Below are 20,867 nucleotides of genomic sequence, written 5' to 3' on the forward strand. Positions count from 1 at the left end.
CGCTACTCCGCCGCCTGCTGCGCCACCGTCGGTTCGGTGCCGGCGACCGTGGCGCGGCGCATGTCGCGCGGCTGCGACTGGTCATAGCGGCGCACGCGGTGCATGGTCTGCCTGTTGTCCCACATGATCAGGTCGTGCAGCCGCCATTTGTGGACGTAGACGAACTCGGGCTGTGTCGCATGCTCGGTGAGGTCGCGCAGCAAGAGCCGGCCCTCCGGCATGCTCATGCCGATGATGGCGCCGGCATGCGATGACAGATACAGCGACTTGCGGCCGTGCGCGGGATGCGTTCGCACCAGTCGCTGCCTGACCGGCTTGAACATCTCCTTCTCCTCGTCGGTGTAGTCGAGGAAGCCGAGCGCGCCGCGCGAATACATCAGCGAATGTTCGCAGACGAGATCCTCGATCTCGTCCCTGGTCTCCTGGTCGAGCGCGTCATAGGCGGCGCGCATGTCGGCGAATTCGGTGTTGCCGCCCTTCGGGTTCACGATGCGCGCGGAGAGGATCGAGTATTTCGCCGGGATCGGCCGGAACGAGCTGTCGGAGTGCCACAGGCAGTTGCCGAGATTGAACAGATGCGTGCGATGGTCCGGTGGCAGCGGCTTGCCATCCTTGCCGAGATTGGAGACGTCGTTGAGGCCAGTGGTTAGGCGGTAGTCTTCCTTCTTGGTGACGGTGCCGCCGCGCGCCTGCTCGCGCTCGCCGAAGCTGAGCGCAAAGCCGAGCTGCTGCGCGTCGGTGACGTCCTGATCGTGAAATACCAGAACGGCGTAGTGATCGATCGCGGCCTGCAGCTGCGCGACGTCGTCCCCGGCGAGAGGCTTGCGCAGATCGATACCGGACACTTCGCCGACGAAATGCGGGTGCAGCTGTCGGATGGCGATCGCCATGGTGTCCTCCTCGCGTCCTCATGAGGGCGGACTCCTGTCCGCTTCTTCTGATGGAGGCTACGCCGGCGATGTGCGAAGTCAACGCAAGGCGCGGAGCGCCGCGTGCACGGCTGTCATGCCGGGGCGGCAGACATCACGCATTGCGGGCCATCAGCCCGCCATCCACCGGGATCACCGCTCCGGTGAGGAACGAGGCGGCCGGCAGGCTCAGGCTCAAGGTCATGTGCGCCACTTCTTCGGGGTCACCATAGCGGCCAAGCGCGGTGCGGCGCCGCGCATAGACCGCCTTCTGCTCGTCCGGAATGCGCGCGGTCATGGCGGTCGTGATCGGTCCCGGACAGATGCAGTTGACGGTGATGCCATCGCGGCCGAGCTCGACCGCGAGCGCGCGCGTCAATCCGGTCACCCCGGCCTTTGCAGCCGAATAGGCGCTGTGCAGCGCAGTTGCGCCGAGCGCCTCGGTCGAGGCGATGTTGACGATGCGCGGGCTGTTCGAGCGGCGCAGATGTGGCAGCGCGGCACGGATGACGCGCTGCTGCGCCGTCAGCATGATGGCAAGCCCTCTGGCCCAGGCCTCGTCGTACGCTTCGTCGTCGATCGCGACGCGCACCGAGATGCCGGCATTGTTGACGACGATGTCGAGTCCGCCGAAATGCGCGGCAGCGTCGCCGACGACGGCGCTGATGGCGTCGCGGTCGGCGAGGTCGAGCCGCCAGCCACGCGCCGTTCCGCCGCCGGCCAGGATATCCGCCGCCACGGCGCGGGCCCCGTCCTCATCGACATCGGTGACTGCGACCCTGGCGCCTTCATTGGCGAACACGCGCGCGGTCGCGCGCCCCATCCCCGACGCTGCGCCGGTGATCAGGACGATCAATCCCTTGACCGAGCGGCTGAGTTGCCTGTGCTGGTGCATATTTGCGGCTCACGGAAAAATGCGCATCGCATGCGCGCCGTTGAGATTATCACTGATCGAACGCATTCGGTAGGCACCGATCCGGCATGGCCGAATTCTCGTTGCTGACGACACGGATCAACAAACCGGAGTGATCATGGTGCTCTCCACGACCTTCATGCGCTTGGCATTGGTGATGGGACTCGTTGCGACTACGGCTGCGCGAGCCGAGAGCATCAACGCCGGCGATCGCAAGGCAAGCGCGGTGCGGCCGTTCGAGGCGCGGAGCGTTGCCGAGTTCGATACGCCCTGGGCCATCGCCTTCCTGCCCGACGGGCGGATGCTGATCACGGAGAAGCCCGGCCGGATCTTTCTGGTCACGCAAGGTGGAAAGAAGATCCAGATCGGCAACGTGCCCGCCGTCGCGGCGCGCGGACAGAACGGTCTCCTGGACATTGCGGTGTCGCCGAGCTTCGCGACGACGTCGCAGATCTATCTCACCTATACCGAGCCGAGCAGCGAGGGCAGCCGGCTCGTGCTGACCCGCGCCGTGCTGTCGCTCGCAAACGACAGCGCCGCGCTGACCGACCCCACCGTCATCTGGCGCCAGACGCCGGCCGGCGGCGGCGGCCAGCCCGGCGGCATCATCGCGTTCGATCCGTCGGGAACGCATCTGTTCCTGACCATCGGCGACCGCATGCAGCCGAACAGCGCGCAGGATCCACGGCAGGCGCGCGGAAAAGTGCTCAGGCTCAATCTCGACGGCGCGACTCCGTCGGACAATCCCATGGCCGAGGACAAGGGCGTGCCGGCCCAGACGTGGACCAGCGGCCACCGCAATCCGTACGGGCTCGCCTTCGCATCAGATGGCAAGCTCTGGCTGCACGAGATGGGACCGCGCGGCGGCGACGAGCTGAACCTGATCGAGCCGGGCAAGAACTACGGCTGGCCGCTGGTGTCCAACGGCGACAACTACGACGGCACGCCGATCCCGCGGCATGCGACGCGGCCCGACCTCGCGCCGCCGCCGCTGTATTGGGATCCCGTGATCGCGCCGGCCGGCCTCGTCTTCTATGATGGTCCGATGTTTCCGCAATGGAAGGGATCGGCATTGATTGGAGGCTTGCGGGCGCAGGCGCTGGTCCGCGTTGCCTTCCGGCCCGATGGTCAGCCTGACGAGGCCGAGCGCTGGGACATGGGCGAGCGTATCCGAGATGTCGCCGTGGCGCCGGATGGCGCTGTCTGGGTGATCGAGGACGATTCGCCCGGCCGCCTGCTGCGGCTGACGCCGATGAATTAGCTGCGCAGCAGCATTGATGCGAAAGGTGCCGATGCCGGTGTCGCCACAGCCGCGATGCCGTTGACAGGGCCTGCGCCGATCCCCACACCATCCGACAAACAACAATGGAAGGAGTGGGGAGATGAACGCACTCGATTTCACGGGACGTTCGGTGCTGGTGATCGGCGGATCGAGCGGCATCGGCAACGGCATCGCGCAGGCGTTTCGCGCGCAGGGCGCGCGCGTCGACATCAGCGGCACGCGGGCGAGCGCTGCCGATTATGCCGAAGGAGAGGGCTCCGATCTCGCAGGGGTGAACTACCATCAGCTCGATGTGAGCGATCCCGGCGCGATCGAAAGCTTCGCGCCGCGGCTCGATCGGCTCGATGTGCTGGTGCTGGCGCAGGGCGCGGTGTTGTACCGCCGCGGCGAATTCGCCATGGAGGGCTTCCGCAAGGTGGTCGAGGTCAACCTCATCAGCCTGATGGCCTGTGCGACGAAATTTCACGGCCTGCTGCGCGATGCCAGGGGCGCGCTCATCATCGTCTCGTCGACTGCGGCCTATCATTCGACCATGGGCAATCCGGCCTACAACGCCTCGAAGACCGGCGCGATGGGATTGACGCGAACCCTGGCTGAGGCGTGGGCGGAAGACGGCATCCGCGTCAACGGGATCGCGCCCGGGCTCGTCGACACCAAGATGACCAAAGTGACGACCGCCAATCCGAAGCGCCTCGAGGGCGCGCTGCAGCGCATCCCGCTGCGGCGGCTGGGGACGCCGCAGGACATGGCCGGTGCGGCGCTGTTCCTGGCCTCGCCACTGTCGTCCTACATCATCGGCCAGACCCTCGTCGTCGACGGCGGCCTGATTTTGTAGTCGTTCGGAACTTGCGCCGCGCTGGCCGGTTAGCAGGCCAGCAATCCCGCACAGTTCAGAGAAGGAGAGCGGCAATGGATCAGGATCGGCTGACCGGTACGGCCAAGGATGTCGCAGGCAAGATCGAGGGCGGCGTCGGCGAGATGTTGGGCGACAAGAGCACGCAGGCCTCGGGCCGTGCATGCGAGGCCGCGGGCGTCGTGCAGAACATGTATGGCCAGGCCAAGGACGCGGCGCGCGAGGCCGGCGATGCGGCGATGGATTTCGCCAAGGATAAATTCGGTAACGGCTCCGAGACGCTGCGTGACGGCACGCAGGCCCTGACCAAGCGGGTTCAGGACAATCCGATGGGCGCGCTCCTGGTCGCCGGCGGCATCGGCTTCCTGCTGGCGATGCTGATGCGCTCGCCGAGTCGGCCGCAGCCGCCGCAGCGCTGGCGCTACTGAATCCGTAAGTCCCCCTGACGATCAGATGACAATCGGCCCGCATTCGCCGCGAATGCGGGCCGATCTTGTTGTGGGCATTTCGTTTCGGACGATCGCGTCGATCACCCCTGGCGCTCAGGCGCGGCCACGATCAGCGTCCCTGGGACTCCAGCGCTGCCGCCGAGCGGCCGACCGATGCTGGCGGCCGCGGCGGCACGTTCGGATTGCGCGCGGCAGGGGGCCGTGCCGGCTGCTGAGGCGCGCCGAAGCCGAAGAATTCACGGACGCCCTGACCTGGCTGATTCGGCTGCTGTGCCTGGGCTGGCGGCTGCTGGCCGGGGGCCGTCGGCGCGGTCAGCCGCTTCTGTCTCGGTGGCGCCGGTGTCGGCGCGGCCGGCGTTGCTTCCGCCGGCGTGGTCGCTGCCATCGGCGCTTCGGGCCGGGTCAGCTCCTTCGGCGGCTCCTTGGCCTGTTCGCGGCCGACCTCGCGGCGGGGCCAGACGAAATCGTCGGCGCGGCCGGCCGGCGGGCTCAGGGCCTCGCCCTTGACCAGGGTTCGGGCCGCCAGCGCGTCGACCGCCGCAGGTCGGGAGCCGGGGCCGCCCAGCAACTGGTCGGTGCCGACGGATGACGCCACCAGCGGCAGGATCGGGCCGGCGACCGGCCGCGGCGCCGGCTGGCCGGGCACGGCATTGGCGTCCGGCGTCGCCGGCTCGTTTGGCAGCTCGAGCGGCGCAGAACGGGCCGCGAGCAGCCGGTTGATCTCTCGCTCGGCATAGTGGGCGAGCTTGCGCGCGCCCGGCTTGGTGAAATAGACGCCGTCATAGGAGCGCAACTGGCGGATCTGGCCCTCGAAGTCCGGGCCCTTCTGCAGGAAGCGGCCGGACTCGTCGACGAAGCCGTCCCAGACATCGACATAGGTGATGCCGGCCTTGCCGGCGGCATCGCGATACAGCGAGTCGAGGAACAGCGTGTCCGCGGTGCCCTTGGGACCGCGAACCGCGGGCAGGCCGACCCAGAGCACGGGCACGCCCTTGCTCTTGGCGATCGCGATCATCTCCTCGATCTTCTTCGCATACAGCTCGACCCAGCGCTCGTCCCGGAACTCATAGAGGCCGCCCGGCGAGCGGGCGGCCTTCTCCGGTGCCGCAACCGCGGGCGTGTCGTTGTCGACCTCGTCCTGCGGCAGATCGGTATCGGCAGCCTTGTCGTCGGGCTTGGCCGCCGTGTCGGCCTTGCCGTCCGGCTTGGCTTCGCCCGGCTTGGCCTCACCGGGCTTTGTCTCGCCGGGCTTGGCCTTGGCATCCTTTTTGGCCTTGTCGCCCTTCTTGTCGTCCGGCTTCTCGGTCTTCTCCACCGCAGGCTCGCGCAGCGAGATGCGGTCGTTGAGGCCGAGCATGATGACGATGGCGTCGGCGCGCTCGGTCGCCAGGATGCCCTTGGCGGCGGCGGCCCAGTCGGCCGGCTCGCCCCTGGGCTGGTACTTGATGAGGCCCGACGTGGTCCTGATCCTGCGGGTCACGCCCATGTCGGGCTGCTCGGCATAGGCCTCTTCCAGGCCATAGGCGAGCCAGTCGGCCATGGCGTCGCCCAGCACCAGCACGTAGCGGTCCGGCGCGCCGTCACGCTTTTCCGGCGGCGGCGCCTTGGAATAGTCCTGGATCACCCGCTTGGGCTGTTGCTGCGGGAACGGAGCGAAGAAGTCGCCGCCGAACCAGCCTCCGCCACCTCCACCGCCGCGCGGGGCCGGGCGGGGCGAAGCGAACGGGTTGAAGTTGAAGAACTGGGCCGAGGCGGGGCCGGCGATGCCGACGAGCATGGCGATGACGACCGCCAGCACGACCAGCGGGCCGGGCTCGTTCAACAGCTTGAGGATGGACTTCAGCTTTGACATGCGCACCCGTCGCGCGGCGTGATCGTGACGATCCATATAATAGGACGCGAATCAGGCCGCAAACGGGCATTCACCGGATGGTGTTGACGGCGCCGGTAATCACCCCAGAAGGTTACCGGCAGGGCAGGTTGGGCTGCGATCAGCGCGCCCGCAGCCGTTCGAGCACGTCCGAGGTGGCAAATCCGTCCGCCGGCGCCCCGATCGAGGCCTGGAAGTTCCGCAGCGCCTCGCGCGTCTGGCCACCGAACTGGCCGTCCGGCGTTCCGCGGTAAAATCCGCGCTCGGCGAGCAATTGCTGCAGCTCGAGCCGCTCGCCGCGCGACAGCGTTCGCTCCTCGCGCGGCCAGGCCTGAACGAACGGCGGCGCGCCGCGCAGGCGGTCGGCGAAGTGTCCGATCGCCAGCGCATAGGCTTCCGCAGGGTTGTATTTCATGATGACGCGGAAGTTCTGCAGCATCAGGAAGCCGGGGCCCTGGGCGCCGGCCGGCGCCAGCAGATAGGCCTTTTCGGCGCTAGTCGGGAACGGCTGACCATTGGCCCGTCGCAGGCCGAGCTGTTCCCACTGGCGGAAGCTCATGCTCTTGGCGCGGTCGGCGAGCATGTAGTTGAAGCCCTGGGGCACCACGACCTCGTAGCCCCAGCTCTGGCCGCTCTGCCAGCCGTCCTTCTTCAGATTGTTGGCGGTCGAGGCGATCAGGTCGGCCGGATTGTCGACGACGTCGCGGCGGCCGTCACCATCGGCATCGACGGCGAAGCGCTTGAACGCGGTCGGCATGAACTGGGTCGGGCCGAAGGCGCCTGCCCAGGAGCCGCGCAGCTGCTCGGGGCGCAGATCGCCGCGATTGAGGATTTCCAGGGCGGAGAGGAACTCATCCTTGAAATAGGCCTGGCGGCGGCCGATGCAGGCGAGCGTCGCGGTCGACTGCAGCACGCTGCGGTCACCGATCTGGGTCGAGTAGTTGGACTCGATGCCCCAGATCGAAGCGACGATGTAACGGTCGACGCCGTAGGCGCGCTCGGCCGCATCGAACTGCGGCTTGTACTTCGCCAGCACCTCGCGGCCCTTCGCCAGCCGGTTGTCGTTCACCAGGATGTCGAGATAGTCCCAGATCGATTTGGTGAATTCGGGCTGCGCGTCGAGCAGGTCCATGATGCGCAGGTCCGGCGACAGGCCGGCGGTAAAGCGCTGGAAATTGTCCTGTGTGATGTTGCGCCTTGCGGCATCTGGCCACATGCCGGCGACGCAATTGTCGAAATTGCCGGCGGCCTCGCGGATCGCCGCCGCCGTCATCAGCGGATGGCCGGAGGCGCCGTCCTCGCCGCTCCACGGCTGCGGCCCGCCGGCGGCGGGGGGCTGGGTGGGGGCGGGGTTGCCCTTGGTCAAGGTGCCCGTGAACAGGCCGTCGAGAAAGTTCAGCGGCCCGCCGCCGGATTGCGCGACAGCGGAACCGGACACCACCGTCAACGCCGTGACCACAACCGCCGCGCCGGCACCCGCCTTCAGAGCTGTCAGCATCACGTTCCGTCGCATCATGTCTCGATCCAGATCGCATGGAAGATCGGCCTCCACGAGGCCCGGTCCTGCTTAACGGGAGATTAACAAGGTTAACGATTTCCGCAGCGAAATTTAGCCGTTCGGTCCATGTCGAGCGGAACACCGGACCAACATCCGCCTTTGTTCTCGGCTGCAAACGAGCTACCTAAAATGCGATCGATTTCGCATTCATATCGCCACAAGGTCTAGTCATCCCCATGAAGATCCGCAAAGCCGTTTTTCCGGTCGCCGGTCTCGGCACCCGCGTCCTTCCCGCCACCAAGGCGATGCCGAAGGAAATGCTGACGATCGTCGACAAGCCGCTCATCCAATACGTCTTCGATGAAGCCAAGGAGGCGGGCATCGAGCATTTCGTGTTCGTGACCGGGCGAAACAAGACCGCGATCGAGGATCATTTCGACCGCATGTACGAGCTCGACGCGACGCTCGCGGCGCGCGGCAAGAAGACCGAGATGGAAATCCTGGCGCGCGACCAGCCGGAGGCCGGCGCCGTCAGCTTCACCCGCCAGCAGGCCCCGCTCGGGCTCGGCCATGCCGTGTGGTGCGCGCGCGACATCGTCGGCGACGAGCCGTTCGCGGTGGTGCTGCCGGACGAACTGGTGCTGAACGCGCCGGGGTGCCTGGCGCAGATGATCGCCGCCGCGAACAAGCTGCCCGAGAAGAGCAATGTGCTCGCGGTGCAGGAGGTGCCGGCCGACCAGACCCATCAATACGGCATCTGCGGCGTCGGCAAGCGTGACGGCAAGATCTTCGAGGTCGACGGCATGGTCGAGAAGCCGGCCAAGGGCACCGCGCCGTCGAACTTCTCGATCACCGGCCGCTACATCCTGCAGCCGGAGATCTTCAAGATCCTGGCGACGCAGGAGCGCGGCGCCGGCGGCGAGATCCAGCTCACCGACGCGATGATCGGGTTGTCCAAGACGCAGAAATTCTACGGCGTGGATTTCGACGGCGAGCGGCACGATTGCGGCTCGAAGTCCGGCTTCCTGAAGGCCAACATCGCCTTCGCCATGGCGCGGCCCGACCTGCGCGATGGCCTGCGCGAGGACATGAAGCGCTATCTCGACGGCAAGGGCTGAGGCCAAGCCGACGAGAAATGCCGCGCCTTCGAGACAGTTGGTGGCATCACGCCGCCAGCGAGGCCGCGGGTGACGGGTTATGCACCGCTGCGCTGGCGCAGCGGTTGCGGCCCGCGGCCTTGGCCATGTAGAGGGCGCGGTCGGCGGCATTGAGCAGGCCGGTCCAATCCGTGTCGCGCGACGGCGTGACACTGGCGGCACCGATGCTGATCGAGGTGGTGCACGCCTCTCCCGCCCACAGCTTGACCTTGCTGCGGATCGTCTCCGCGACGCGCAGCGCATCCGCTTCCGAGGTCCCCGGCAGCAGCACCGCGAACTCCTCGCCGCCATAGCGCGCGGCGCAATCGCCGGCGCGCCGCACCGAATCGGAAATGCACACGGCAATGCCGACCAGCACCTGGTCGCCGGCCTGGTGCCCGTGGGTGTCGTTGTAGCTCTTGAAGTGATCGGCATCGATCATCAAGAGCCCCAGCGGCGCGCCGGCGCGCTGCGCCCGCCGCCATTCGAGCTCGATGGTCTCGTCGAACTTGCGCCGATTCTTCAGGCCGGTCAGTGGATCCGTGGTGGCAAGCTGCTCCAGCCTGGATTCGACCTTCGCCCTGAGCTGAATCTCGCGCGCGGCGACCTGCGTCGCAGCCAGCACGAACACGATCAGCGCCAGCATCATCGCGCCGATCTGCGCAGCTTCGTTGCGCCAATAGGCGAAGACGCTGTCCCACGACTTGCTGGCGATCACGACCAGCGGCTCGGTGCCGTTGCGCCAGACCAGGAGCCGCGGCAGATCGTCGAGCGCGCCATGGCTGCTCGACCAGCCGGCCGGCTCGGTGAGCGCGCGGGTCACGGCCGGCGCCCGCGCCAGGTTGCGTCCGATCGCGGCAGGATCGAACGGCGCGCCGACGATGACGGTGCCGTCGCGCCGGAGCACGGTGATGTTGTCGCCCGTTCCGAGCGTGAGCCGCGCGAACAGGTCGCGGAAATAGCCGAGGCGGATCGAGCCGGCGACGACGCCGGCGAAGCGTCCGTCCGGCGTCGAGATGCGGCGACTGAGAACGATGGAATATTGGCCATGATGCTGGGCGGGCCGCCCGACATAGAGCCCGGTGTCGGGCCCGTCGCGATGCACCTGGAAGAAATCGGCGTCGCTGCGGTCCTCCGGCAGCGGGTCGAGCGTCGACGATTCGAGCGACAGCCGCCCGCGGGCGTCAAAGACCTGGATGATGCCGAAATTCTTCGCGGTCGACGAACGGTCGAACAGGATCAATTGGCGGACCGGCTTGCTGACCTCGTTGATTTCGGGCAGCAACATGTTGCTGGCCACGGCCCGCAGCGAGAGATCGTAGAGCTCGACGTTGCGGCTGATGTCGGCGCCGATGCTGGCGGCCATGTTCTCCAGCGCCTGCCGGGCGCGGACCTCCTCGCTCCGGCGCAGGTCGATCATGACGCTGGCGCAGATGGCGGAGAAACCGATGATGGTCGAGATGGAGCAGGTGATCAGCGTGCGCGCCGAGAGCCGCCAAGGCTGCGTCGCCCGGCCCGCTCGGCGTGTCCAGCGCATCGGCTCGTCCCGTCCCCGTGAAACCCCGTCCGTAGACTGACGGATCAGGCCGAAGTAACGCATGTTAGGTTAACGAGCGGTTGCGTTCGCTGCGCCTGTCGTCAAGGCGGCCGCACACGCGCTGGTATGAGGGAGTCGAGACTTGCCGGACTATGATGCGCTTCGAGACTATCTCAAGCGGCAGACCCGCCCCGAACTGGTGCTCAGCCTCGAGGAGATCGAGGAGCTGATCGGCGACGGCCTGCCGCGCGCCGCGCAGCGCGCCTCGTGGTGGGACAGCCTGCGGAGTCCGCAGGAGAAGATGCCGCAGCGCGAGGCCTGCCTGGCGGCAGGCTATGTCGCGACCCGGCTGCCCGATGGCAAGGGCGTCCGCTTCCGCAAGCTGAAGCCGGAGCGCTGAGCTGCATCAGTGTCCGCGCAATTGGCCTACATCCTGCTTTCCGGGCGGTGCTGCAGTGTGGTTGAGCTTTCAGAGCGCGATCGAGCCCGCATTGTGACCGAGGATCTGGAGAGACGGACATGAACGAGCAGGACCTGCGCCACGAGATCGCCGCGGTCAAGGACGGGCGGCTGTCGCGCCGCGACTTCGTGCAGCGGATGCTGGCGGCCGGACTGACGGCGCCGCTGGCCGGCATGATGCTGGCGCATTCGGGAGTGGCAATGGCGGCGCAGGAATTCCCCTACAAGCCGACCAAGGCGGGTGGCGGCGGCGCGCTGAAGCTCCTGTTCTGGCAGGCGCCAACCCTGCTCAATCCGCATTTCGCCATCGGTGCCAAGGACCAGGAATCCGCGCGCGCCTTCTACGAGCCGCTGGCCGGCTGGGACGCCGACGGCAATCTCGTCCCGGTGCTGGCGAGCGAGATTCCCGGCGTGGCCAACGGCACCGTCGCGGCCGACCGCACCTGGGTCATCTGGAAGCTCAAGCAGGGCGTGAAGTGGCACGACGGCCAGCCGTTCACTGCCGACGATGTGATTTTCAACTGGCAATATGCCACCAATACCGAAACGTCCGCGGTCACCATCGGCGACTACAAGGACATCAAGACGATCGAGAAGATCGACGACCACACCGTTCGCCTCGTGTTCAGCCAGCCGACGCCGCAATGGTTCACGCCGTTCGTCGGCGGCCGCGGTGCCATCATTCCGAAGCATCTGTTCGGCGACTACATCGGCGCCAAGTCGCGCGAGGCGCCGAACAATCTCAAGCCGGTCGGCACCGGCGCCTATCTGTTCGTCGACTTCAAGCCGGGTGACATCCTGACCGGCAGGCTCAATCCCGACTACCACGTTCCGAACCGGCCGCATTTCGACACGCTCGAGATCAAGGGCGGCGGCGACGCGGTATCGGCGGCACGCGCCGTGCTGCAGACCGGCGAATATGACTACGCCTGGAATCTGCAGGTCGAGGACGAGATCCTCGTCAAGCTGGAGACCGGCGGGACCGGGGTCGCCGAGATCGTGCCGACCGGCAATCTCGAATTCATCCTGCTCAATGCCACCGATCCCAATGTCGAGGTCGACGGCGAGCGCTCGAGCCTCAAGACCAAGCACCCGCTGTTCTCGGACCCGGCGGTGCGCGAGGCCATCAACCTCCTGATCGATCGCGCATCGATCCAGAAATTCGTCTATGGCCGCGGCGGCATCGCCACGGCGAACTGCGTCAACAATCCCGCGCGCTATCGCTCGCCCAACACGCGCTTCGAGTTCAACATCGACAAGGCGAACGAGATCCTGGAGAACGCCGGCTGGAAGAAGGGGACGAGCGGGATTCGGGAGAAGGACGGCAAGCCGCTGAAGCTCGTCTTCCAGACCTCCACCAACGGGCCGCGGCAAAAGAACCAGGCGATCGTCAAACAGGCCTGCCAGAAGGCGGGCATCGAGCTCGAGCTGAAGTCGGTGGTGGGTTCGGTGTTCTTCTCCAGCGACGTCGCCAATCCCGACACCTACACGCACTTCTATTGCGACATGGAAATGCTGATGATCACGATGTCGTCGCCCGAGCCGCAGGCCTTCATGACTCAGTACGTGTCGTGGGAAGTGGCGAGCAAGGCCAACAAATGGCAGGGTCGCAACATCTCGCGCTGGCAGAGCAAGGAGTATGACGATCTCTACAACGAGCTCACGCGCGAGCTCGATCCGGTGAAGCGTGCGGCGCTCTACATCAAGCTCAACGACACGGTCTGCGCCGGTCGTCACGTGCTGCCGGAGCTCAATCGTCCGCGCGTCAGCGGCATCCGCAAGGGTCTGCAAACCCATTCCTCGGGGTGGGACAACGACCTCTGGCAGCTGCCCAACTGGTATCGCGAGAGCTGAGCACTCCTTACGGCGTTGATGCCGCAGCAGACCATCCCGGTGCGGGGCGACCGTCGTTGACGACGTAGTTCCATTTTCCGGGATGCTCTGGCAGTCATTCTTCCCGCATCTGCGAAGTGCGACAATCGATCCATTCTTTATTGCGGAATTGGCCCGGATTCTGCTTTGACAGTCGCTTCGAAGGCTGATCCAATTTTGTGCAGTTCCTGATCGATGCATGACGGGGACGCGTTTTTTGGCATTCAGCACCACTTTGGAGTCGATGAATGAACGAGCGTGACCTCCGTAGCCAGATCGCTGATGTCAAAGCGGGACGCCTGTCACGGCGCGAATTTGTGCAGCGAATGATCGCCGTGGGGCTGACCGCGCCGATGGCCGGCGCGATGCTCGCCCATTCCGGCGTTGCGATGGCCGCCGAGCCGATCGCATACAAGCCGCCCAAGGCCGGCGGCGGCGGCCCGCTCAAGCTGCTGTTCTGGCAGGCGCCGACTTTGCTCAACCCGCACTTCGCCAACGGCACCAAGGATCAGGAGGCCTGCCGGCTGTTCTACGAGCCGCTCGCCGGCTGGGACGCCGACGGCAATCTCGTGCCGATTCTCGCGGCCGAGATTCCGAGCAAGGAGAACGGCCTGCTCGGCGCCGACGGCCTGTCGGTCACCTGGAAGCTGAAGCAGGGCGTGAAATGGCACGACGGCAAGCCGTTCACCGCAGACGACGTGATCTTCAACTGGGAATATTCCGTCAATCCCGACACCGCTGCGGTTTCGATCGGCAGCTACCGGGGTATCAAATCGGCAGAGAAGATCGACGACCATACTGTCAAGCTGACGTTCAAGCAGCCGACGCCGTTCTGGGCGGATGCCTTCGTCGCAGCCTACGGTCCGGTGATTCCGAAGCATCTGTTCGCCGACTATATCGGCGGCAAGTCGCGTGAGGCGCCGGCAAATCTGAAGCCGGTCGGCACCGGCCCGTACGTCTACGTCGATTTCAAGCCCGGCGATTCCATCTCCGCCAAGCGCAACCCCGATTATCATCAGGAAAACCGACCCTATTTCGACACGGTCGAGGTCAAGGGCGGCGGCGACGCGGTGTCGGCGGCACGCGCGGTGCTGCAGACCGGTGAATACGACTACGCCTACAATCTCCAGGTCGAGGACGAGATCCTGACCAAGCTGGAGGCCGGCGGCCAGGGCAAGGCGCAGCTCACGGTGACCGGTCACATCGAATATATCGCGCTCAACGTCACCGATCCCTGGACCGAGGTCGACGGCGAGCGCGCGAGCATCAAGACCAAGCATCCGGTGTTCTCCGATCCGGCCGTCCGTAAGGCGATCAACCTGTTGATCGATCGCGCCTCGGTGCAGAAGTTCATCTACGGGCGCGCTGGCGTCGCGACGCCCAACTTCCTCAACAATCCCGAGCGCTTCCGCTCGCCGAACAACAAGTTCGAGTTCAACATCGACAAGGCCAATCAGATCCTGGAGGAGGCGGGCTGGAAGAAGAACTCGTCCGGCATTCGCGAAAAGGACGGCAAGCCGATCAAGCTGGTATTCCAGACGTCGATCAACGCGCCGCGCCAGAAGAACCAGGCGATCATCAAGCAGGCTTTTCAGAAGGCGGGCATCGAGGTCGAGCTGAAATCGGTCGTCGCGTCGGTGTTCTTCTCCTCCGACGCGGCCAACCCCGACACCTACACCCATTTCTACTGCGACATGGAGATGTACCAGACCACCATGCCGCAGGCGGATCCGCAGTTCTTCATGAACCAGTTCACCTCATGGGAGGTCTCGAACAAGGAGAACAAGTGGCAGGGCCGCAATGTCTCGCGCTGGCAGAACAAGGAATACGACGAGACCTACAAGCAGGCCTCGAGCGAGCTCGACCCGGTCAAGCGCGCGGCGCTGTTCATTAAGCTCAACGATCTCGTCGTTCAGGACAATTACATCCTGCCCGAGATCAATCGCCGCAACTGCATCGGGTTGAAGAACGGGATGGTCGCTAACAAGAGCGGTTGGGACAACGATCTCTGGCAGATCGCCAACTGGTATCGCGAGACCTGATTGCGCCACCAGCATGATTAGACATCCTAGAGGCTGAGCGATGGGAAACTACCTCCTCAGGCGCCTCATCGTCGCGGTGCCGAGCCTGCTCGGCATCAGCGTCATCCTGTTCGTGCTGCTGGCGCTCGCACCGGGCGATCCGTTCGGCGAGCTCGCGAGCAACCCGAACATTCCCCCGGAGGTCCGCGAGGCGCTGCGCGTCAAGTTCGGCATGGATGACCCGATCATGGTGCGCTACTTCCACTGGCTGATTGCGATGATGCATGGCGACTGGGGCTTCTCCTTCGCCAGCCGCGTCAACGTCGACACACTGATCCTGCAGCGCATTCCGGCTACGCTCTACGTGGTCGGAACCGCTCAGCTCCTCGCGCTGATCGTGGCGATTCCGGTCGGCGTGCTTGCAGCACGCCGGCCCTATTCGATCTTCGACCAGATCGCCAACACCTTCGCCTTCATCGGCTTCTCGCTGCCGACCTTTTTTACCGGGCTGCTGCTGATCCTGATCTTCAGCGTCAATCTCGGCTGGCTGCCATTCGTCTATCGTGCCGACATCCAGGCCACGGGCTGGATGTGGTGGTGGGAAAACTTCAAGCAGGCGGTGATGCCGGTTACCGTGCTCGGCCTCTACCAGGCCGCGTCGTATACGCGCTACGTGCGTTCGGCCGTGCTCGACGTCATCAAGCTCGATTACGTCACGACGGCGCGCTCCAAGGGGCTCGACGAGAGCAAGGTCATTGTCAAGCACGTGGTGCGCAACGCGCTGATTCCGGTGGTGACGCTGGTGGCGCTGCAGATGCCGACTGTGTTCGGCGGCGCCATCGTCACCGAGCAGATATTCCGCATTCCCGGCATCGGCTCGCTCCTGATCAGCGCGATCCTCGCGAACGATACGCCCGTCATCATGGCGGTGACCTTCGTGTTCGCCTGCCTCGTCGTCCTATTCAACCTTATCGCCGATATCCTGTATGGCTGGCTTGACCCACGCATCTCCTTCCGTTGAGACGCCGCTCGCGCCGGCTTCGACGAAACGCCGCTTCTCGCCCGGACGAGATGCGGTCAGGCGCTTCCTGCGCCATCGCCTCGCGGCTGTCAGCATCGTCGTGCTGGCGCTGCTGGCGCTCGCGATCGTCGTTGGCCCGTGGATCTGGCGCGTGCCGATCAACGAGATCGATTTCACCGCGCGGCTCGCGGCGCCGTCCTGGGACCATCCGTTCGGCACCGATGATCTCGGCCAGGATCTTCTCGCCCGCATGATCTATGGCGGCCGCATCTCGCTCGCGGTCGGCTTTGCGGCGATGGCGGTCGGCCTGTTCGTCGGCGTCGTCATCGGCGCCATTGCCGGCAACTCCAAGGGGCCGGTCGATGCCGCGCTGATGTGGCTGACCGACCTGTTCCTGTCGCTGCCGCAGCTGCCGTTGCTGCTGCTCGTGATCTATCTGTTCCGCGACCTGCTGAAGGGCCTCGTCGGGCCGGAGGGCGGCACCTTCGTCCTGATCGTGCTCGTGATCGGCGGCTTCCGCTGGATGCCGGTGGCGCGTCTGGTGCGCGCGCAGTTCCTGTCGCTGCGCGAGAAGGAGTTCGTCGAGGCCGCGCGCGCGCTCGGCGCCTCCAACGCCCGTCTCGTCGTCCGTCACATCCTGCCGAACGCGCTGGGACCCGTGATCGTCGCCGGCACGATCGACGTCGCGGCGGCGATCATCGCGGAATCGACGTTGTCGTTCCTCGGTCTCGGCTTCCCGCCGGACATTCCGACCTGGGGCCGGCTGCTGTTCGACGCCAAGGACTATCTCGACATCGCGCCGCATTGGGCGCTGTTCGCCGGCGGCGCGATCTTCCTCACGGTCATCGCGATCAACTTCATCGGCGATGGCCTGCGCGATGCGCTCGATCCGCGGAAGGTGATGTGATGGACGCGCGCGTAGCTCCGCTGCTCGAGATCAAGGGGCTGAAGACCTATTTCAACACCGACGAGGGCGAGGTCCAGGCCGTCGACGGCGTCGACATCTCGATCGGCAGCGGCGAGACCCTGTGCGTGGTCGGCGAGTCCGGCTCCGGCAAGACCGTCACCGCGATGTCGGTGCTGAAGCTGATCGCGATGCCGCCCGGCCGCATCGCCGGGGGCCAGATCCTGTGGCAGGGTCGTGACCTGGTGTCGCTCGGCTCGTCCGAGATGAACAAGATCCGCGCCAGCGAGATCGCGATCGTGTTCCAGGAGCCGATGACCTCGCTCAACCCGGTCTACACCGTCGGCGATCAGATCGCGGAGGTGATCCGGCTGCATCAGGGCCTGTCCAAGAAGGCGGCGATGGATCGGGCGGCGGAGATGCTGGCGCTGGTGCAGATCCCCAATCCGAAAGCCCGCGTGCACGATTATCCGCATCACTTCTCCGGCGGCATGCGCCAGCGGGTGATGATCGCGATGGCGCTGTCGTGCAACCCGAAGCTCCTGATCGCCGACGAGCCGACCACCGCGCTCGACGTCACGATCCAGGCGCAGATCCTCGATCTGCTGCTCGACATGAAGGAGCGGCTCGGCATGTCGATCATGCTGATCACCCACGCGATGGGCGTCGTCGCCGAGGTCGCCCAGCGCGTCGTGGTGATGTATGCCGGCCGGGTGGCCGAGGAGGCGCCGGTCGATCGTCTGTTCGCCAATCCGCGCCATCCCTACACGCAGGGCCTGATCCGCTCGATCCCGCGCATCGATCTCGACGCGGTCAGGAAGAGCCGGCTGGAGAGCATTCCCGGCAGCGTGCCGAAGCTGGTCAATCCGCCGGAGGGCTGCCGCTTCGCCTCGCGCTGCCGCTTCGCCATTCCCGATTGCAGGACCGCGCAGCCTCTGCTGCGCGAGATCGAGCCCGGCCACAAGGTGGCGTGCATCCGCGCCGAAGAGACGTTACTGTGATGACCGAAGCTGCGATTGCCACGCCCGCCGCACCCGCGCCTCTGCTCAGCGTACGCAACCTCACCAAGGCGTTCCCGATCCGGGGTGGGCTCTTGAAGCGCCAGATCGGCAGCGTGCGCGCGGTGGACGGCGTCAACTTCCACATCGAGCCGAGCGAGACCTTCGGCCTCGTCGGCGAGTCCGGCTGCGGCAAGTCGACCACCGGGCGCTGCGTGCTCAGGCTGATCGAGCCGAGCTCGGGCGAGCTGAATTTCGAAGGCAAGGACGTCATCGCGCTGTCCGGCGAAGGCCTGCGCGCGCTCCGCCGCGACATCCAGATCATCTTCCAGGACCCCTATGCCTCGCTCAACCCGCGCATGACCATCGGCGCCATCATCGGCGAGGCGCTGACGATCCACGGGCTGGCGACCTCGCGCCAGCAATACGAGGCGCGCATCGTTCATCTCTTGGAGACCGTCGGCCTGCAGGCCGACCACATGACGCGTTATCCGCACGAGTTCTCCGGCGGCCAGCGACAGCGCATCGGCATTGCGCGTGCGATCGCTGTCGAGCCCAAGCTGATCATCTGCGACGAGCCGGTGTCGGCGCTCGACGTTTCGATCCAGGCCCAGGTCATCAACCTGCTCGAGGATCTGCAGCAGAAGTTCGGCATCGCCTATCTGTTCGTCGCGCACGACCTCTCGGTCGTCGAGCACATCAGCCGCCGCGTCGCGGTGATGTATCTCGGCCGCATCGTCGAGACCGCGCCGTCACGCCAGCTCTATTCGGCGCCGAAACATCCCTACACGGAAGCGCTGTTGTCGGCAGTGCCGATCCCGGACCCGAGCATCAAGCGCAAGCGCGTGCGGCTCAAGGGCGAGGTGCCGAGCCCGATCAATCCGCCGTCGGGCTGTCACTTTCACACCCGCTGCCCGATCGCCAAGGACGTCTGCAGCAAGGAAGTGCCGCCATTGAAGGCGAGCGCCGAGGGGCATCTCGTCGCCTGCCATTTCCGCTGAGGCGGAGGTCGGCGCGTTACGCCGCCTGACGGTCCGAGACCAGCGCCGTCAGCCGCGCCGATTGCTCCGGGTTCAGCGCGAACTGCACCAGCGCGGTGCGGTCGCCGACGCGGGTCACGGTGCCCGGCAGATCGGACACCATGCCGGTGATGGCAAGCGTCACCGACGCATTCATCGCCAGACGAACCGGAACGGCTTCGAGCAGGGCGCCCCCGAGCGAGAGGTTGCGCACGGTGACGGCGACCGCTTCGCCGTTCACCTGCAGCGTGCCGGCACGGTTGATGTTGAGCCGCGTCGACAGCCGGCGGTCGACGTCGGCCGTCGAGGTCCGGATCACCCGCACCAGCTCGGTGCGCAGCCGCTGCACCTTGTCGGCGACAACGGTCGAGCCGTCGCGGATGTCGGTCGAGCGCCGGCCGGCCTCGCTGGCCTCGCGCGAGACCTCGGCGATTTGGCTGGCGACCTCGCGCGCGGCGGCGGACGTCTCCTCGACCGTGCGCGAGATCTCGATGGTCACGCTGTTCTGCGCCTGGATCGCGTCGGCAATGCCGGAGGATACGGCTTCGACGTTGCGGATGACTTCGCCGATCGCCCCGATCGAGGTGACCGAGGCGCGCGTCGAGTCCTGAATCTCTGCAATCTGCTGCGCGATCTCGCTGGTCGCCTTGGCGGTCTGCTCGGCGAGCGATTTGACCTCGGAGGCGACGACGGCAAAGCCGCGGCCGGCATCGCCGGCCCGGGCGGCCTCGATGGTGGCGTTCAGCGCCAGCAGATTGGTCTGGCCGGCGATCTCGCTGATCAGGCTGGTCACGGCGCCGACCTTGTCGGCGGCCTCGGACAGCTTGGCGATGGTGGCCTGCGCGTCGGACGAGGCGGCCACGGCCTTGCGCGTGAGCTCGCGCGACGAACTGACCTGGCCGGAGATCTGCGAGATCGAGGCGGCGAGCTGGGCGGACGCCTTGGCGACCGTCTGGGTGGTGGCGAGGGCCTGCTCGGCCGCCGCCGCAACGCTGCTCGAGTTGCGCTCCAGCGTCAGTGCGCTGTCGGTCATCGACTTGGCATTGTCGGCCATGTGGCCGGTTCCCTGCGCGACCTCGCCGACCGCGTTGCTGGCGGCCTGCTCGACGGCTTCGGCCATCTCCTGCAGCGCCCTGGTCTTGATGCGCTCGGCGACCTGGCGCTGCTCGTCTTCGAGCATCGCGGTCTGCCGCGCCTTCTCCTCGGTCTTCTGCCTGAACTGCTCGATCGAGCGCGCCATGTCGCCGAGCTCGTCGCTGCGGTTCTGACCCGGCAGCTTGATGTCGAAGTTTCCGTTGCCGAGCTCGGTCAGCGCGCCGCTCATCGCGGCCAGCGCCGATGACATCCGCCGCGCGATGATCAGCGTGATCGATCCGATGATCAGCATCACCAGCATGGCGGCAATGAACACGCTGCGCTTGCTCTCCCACATCTGGGCTTCGAGATCGTCGACATAGACACCGGTGCCGATGATCCAGCCCCAGGGCTCGAAGCCGGCGACATAGGACATCTTCGGCTGCGGCGCATCCTTGCCGGGCTTCGGCCACATGTAGTCGACGACGCCGGCGCCCTGACGCTTGACGACATCGACCATTTCGACGAACAGCCGCTTGCCGGTCGGGTCCTTGTTGTCAGCGAGGTTCTGGCCATTCAGCTCCGGCTTGATCGGATGCATGACCATCTTCGGACCCATGTCGTTGATCCAGAAATAGTCGCCGCTGCCGTAGCGCAGCTTGCCGATTCGCTCGGCCGCCTTCTTCTGCGCGACCTCGGGCGCCACCTTGTCGCGCGCGATCGCGTCATATTCCTCGCGGGCGATGCTGACTGCCGTCTGTGCCAGATGGCTCAGCTCGCTCTGCCGCTGATCCTTGAGAGCGGTCTCGAGGTTCTGGCTCTGCGTTGCGGCGAGCCCGACCAGTCCACAGAATGACAGGCCGATGATCGCGTAGATGCGGAGGGCGAGAGAGAAACGCGGCTTGGCCATGGGGCGGTCCGGACAAATGAGGGAGCTAGATGCAAGCCATTTTAAGGATTCGCAGTTGATGCCCGGTTAAGTGTGACTGGTAGCTAATTGCCGTATTCGCGAGGCGTTTCCGTAATTATACGTGCGACATTTTGTGAGTGAGT

General features: G+C 65.9%; 17 protein-coding genes. 11 read left to right on the top strand and 6 right to left on the bottom strand.

Annotation, left to right across the window (positions count from 1 at the left end; genetic code table 11):
- Window positions 1-2: 2 nt before the first annotated feature.
- A complete protein-coding gene (locus tag QX010_RS02065) occupies window positions 3-890 on the bottom strand; it encodes a TauD/TfdA family dioxygenase (RefSeq protein ID WP_316177294.1) in 888 nt (295 codons plus the stop codon).
- 133 nt (window positions 891-1,023) lie between these two features.
- On the bottom strand, window positions 1,024-1,803 hold the full coding sequence (locus QX010_RS02070; protein WP_316177296.1) for an SDR family NAD(P)-dependent oxidoreductase: 780 nt from the start codon (window positions 1,801-1,803) through the stop codon (window positions 1,024-1,026).
- A 136-nt stretch (window positions 1,804-1,939) separates the two neighbouring features.
- Here QX010_RS02070 and QX010_RS02075 point away from each other — a divergent pair, with 136 nt between their 5' ends.
- The 3 genes from QX010_RS02075 to QX010_RS02085 all read left to right on the top strand — a co-directional run bounded on the left by QX010_RS02075 (window position 1,940) and on the right by QX010_RS02085 (window position 4,384).
- Entirely contained in the window at window positions 1,940-3,082 is a 1,143-nt protein-coding gene (locus QX010_RS02075; protein WP_316177298.1) for a PQQ-dependent sugar dehydrogenase, read from the top strand.
- Window positions 3,083-3,203: 121 nt separating this feature from the next.
- Window positions 3,204-3,938 carry an SDR family oxidoreductase gene (locus QX010_RS02080; RefSeq protein WP_315804749.1) on the top strand — a complete coding sequence of 245 codons (735 nt, stop codon included), beginning with the start codon at window positions 3,204-3,206 and terminating at the stop codon, window positions 3,936-3,938.
- A 74-nt stretch (window positions 3,939-4,012) separates the two neighbouring features.
- Window positions 4,013-4,384, top strand: coding sequence for a CsbD family protein (locus QX010_RS02085; RefSeq protein WP_316177300.1), 372 nt, complete (start codon window positions 4,013-4,015; stop codon window positions 4,382-4,384).
- Window positions 4,385-4,514: 130 nt separating this feature from the next.
- Here QX010_RS02085 and QX010_RS02090 read toward each other — a convergent pair whose 3' ends face one another.
- On the bottom strand, window positions 4,515-6,257 hold the full coding sequence (locus QX010_RS02090) for a DUF459 domain-containing protein (protein WP_316177302.1): 1,743 nt from the start codon (window positions 6,255-6,257) through the stop codon (window positions 4,515-4,517).
- Between the two features lie 139 nt (window positions 6,258-6,396).
- Window positions 6,397-7,791: a lytic murein transglycosylase gene (locus QX010_RS02095; RefSeq protein ID WP_316177303.1), complete on the bottom strand. Its 1,395-nt coding sequence runs from the start codon at window positions 7,789-7,791 to the stop codon at window positions 6,397-6,399.
- 218 nt (window positions 7,792-8,009) lie between these two features.
- Between QX010_RS02095 and galU the strand changes: the two genes are divergently transcribed.
- The gene (gene galU, locus QX010_RS02100; RefSeq protein WP_315804753.1) at window positions 8,010-8,891 is read left to right on the top strand and encodes a UTP--glucose-1-phosphate uridylyltransferase GalU; all 882 of its coding nucleotides are present in this window, start codon (window positions 8,010-8,012) and stop codon (window positions 8,889-8,891) included.
- A 46-nt stretch (window positions 8,892-8,937) separates the two neighbouring features.
- Here galU and QX010_RS02105 read toward each other — a convergent pair whose 3' ends face one another.
- Window positions 8,938-10,446 (bottom strand): sensor domain-containing diguanylate cyclase, encoded by a 1,509-nt coding sequence (locus tag QX010_RS02105; RefSeq protein WP_316177304.1) that lies wholly within the window; start codon window positions 10,444-10,446, stop codon window positions 8,938-8,940.
- A gap of 142 nt (window positions 10,447-10,588) precedes the next feature.
- Between QX010_RS02105 and QX010_RS02110 the strand changes: the two genes are divergently transcribed.
- From QX010_RS02110 to QX010_RS02140, 7 genes are all read left to right on the top strand, one after another.
- The gene (locus tag QX010_RS02110; RefSeq protein WP_316177305.1) at window positions 10,589-10,846 is read left to right on the top strand and encodes a hypothetical protein; all 258 of its coding nucleotides are present in this window, start codon (window positions 10,589-10,591) and stop codon (window positions 10,844-10,846) included.
- Window positions 10,847-10,965: 119 nt separating this feature from the next.
- Complete coding sequence (locus tag QX010_RS02115) at window positions 10,966-12,759, top strand: peptide ABC transporter substrate-binding protein (protein WP_316177306.1); 1,794 nt, start codon at window positions 10,966-10,968, stop codon at window positions 12,757-12,759.
- A gap of 266 nt (window positions 12,760-13,025) precedes the next feature.
- Entirely contained in the window at window positions 13,026-14,819 is a 1,794-nt protein-coding gene (locus QX010_RS02120) for a peptide ABC transporter substrate-binding protein (RefSeq protein WP_316177307.1), read from the top strand.
- A gap of 40 nt (window positions 14,820-14,859) precedes the next feature.
- Window positions 14,860-15,819, top strand: a complete 960-nt coding sequence (locus QX010_RS02125; RefSeq protein ID WP_316177308.1) for an ABC transporter permease — start codon at window positions 14,860-14,862, stop codon at window positions 15,817-15,819.
- Window positions 15,785-16,726, top strand: a complete 942-nt coding sequence (locus tag QX010_RS02130) for an ABC transporter permease (RefSeq protein WP_316177309.1) — start codon at window positions 15,785-15,787, stop codon at window positions 16,724-16,726. Before QX010_RS02125 ends, QX010_RS02130 begins: the two co-directional genes overlap by 35 nt.
- Entirely contained in the window at window positions 16,726-17,724 is a 999-nt protein-coding gene (locus tag QX010_RS02135; RefSeq protein ID WP_315804760.1) for an ABC transporter ATP-binding protein, read from the top strand. Before QX010_RS02130 ends, QX010_RS02135 begins: the two co-directional genes overlap by 1 nt.
- Window positions 17,724-18,722, top strand: coding sequence for a dipeptide ABC transporter ATP-binding protein (locus QX010_RS02140; protein WP_315804761.1), 999 nt, complete (start codon window positions 17,724-17,726; stop codon window positions 18,720-18,722). The genes QX010_RS02135 and QX010_RS02140 overlap by 1 nt, the downstream gene beginning before the upstream one ends.
- 16 nt (window positions 18,723-18,738) lie before the next feature.
- Here the strand turns inward: QX010_RS02140 and QX010_RS02145 are convergent, their stop codons facing one another.
- Window positions 18,739-20,724 carry a cache domain-containing protein gene (locus tag QX010_RS02145; protein WP_316177310.1) on the bottom strand — a complete coding sequence of 662 codons (1,986 nt, stop codon included), beginning with the start codon at window positions 20,722-20,724 and terminating at the stop codon, window positions 18,739-18,741.
- Between the last annotated feature and the right edge of the window lie 143 nt (window positions 20,725-20,867).

This window comes from Bradyrhizobium sp. SZCCHNRI1009, assembly GCF_032487575.1.
GTDB lineage: Bacteria > Pseudomonadota > Alphaproteobacteria > Rhizobiales > Xanthobacteraceae > Bradyrhizobium.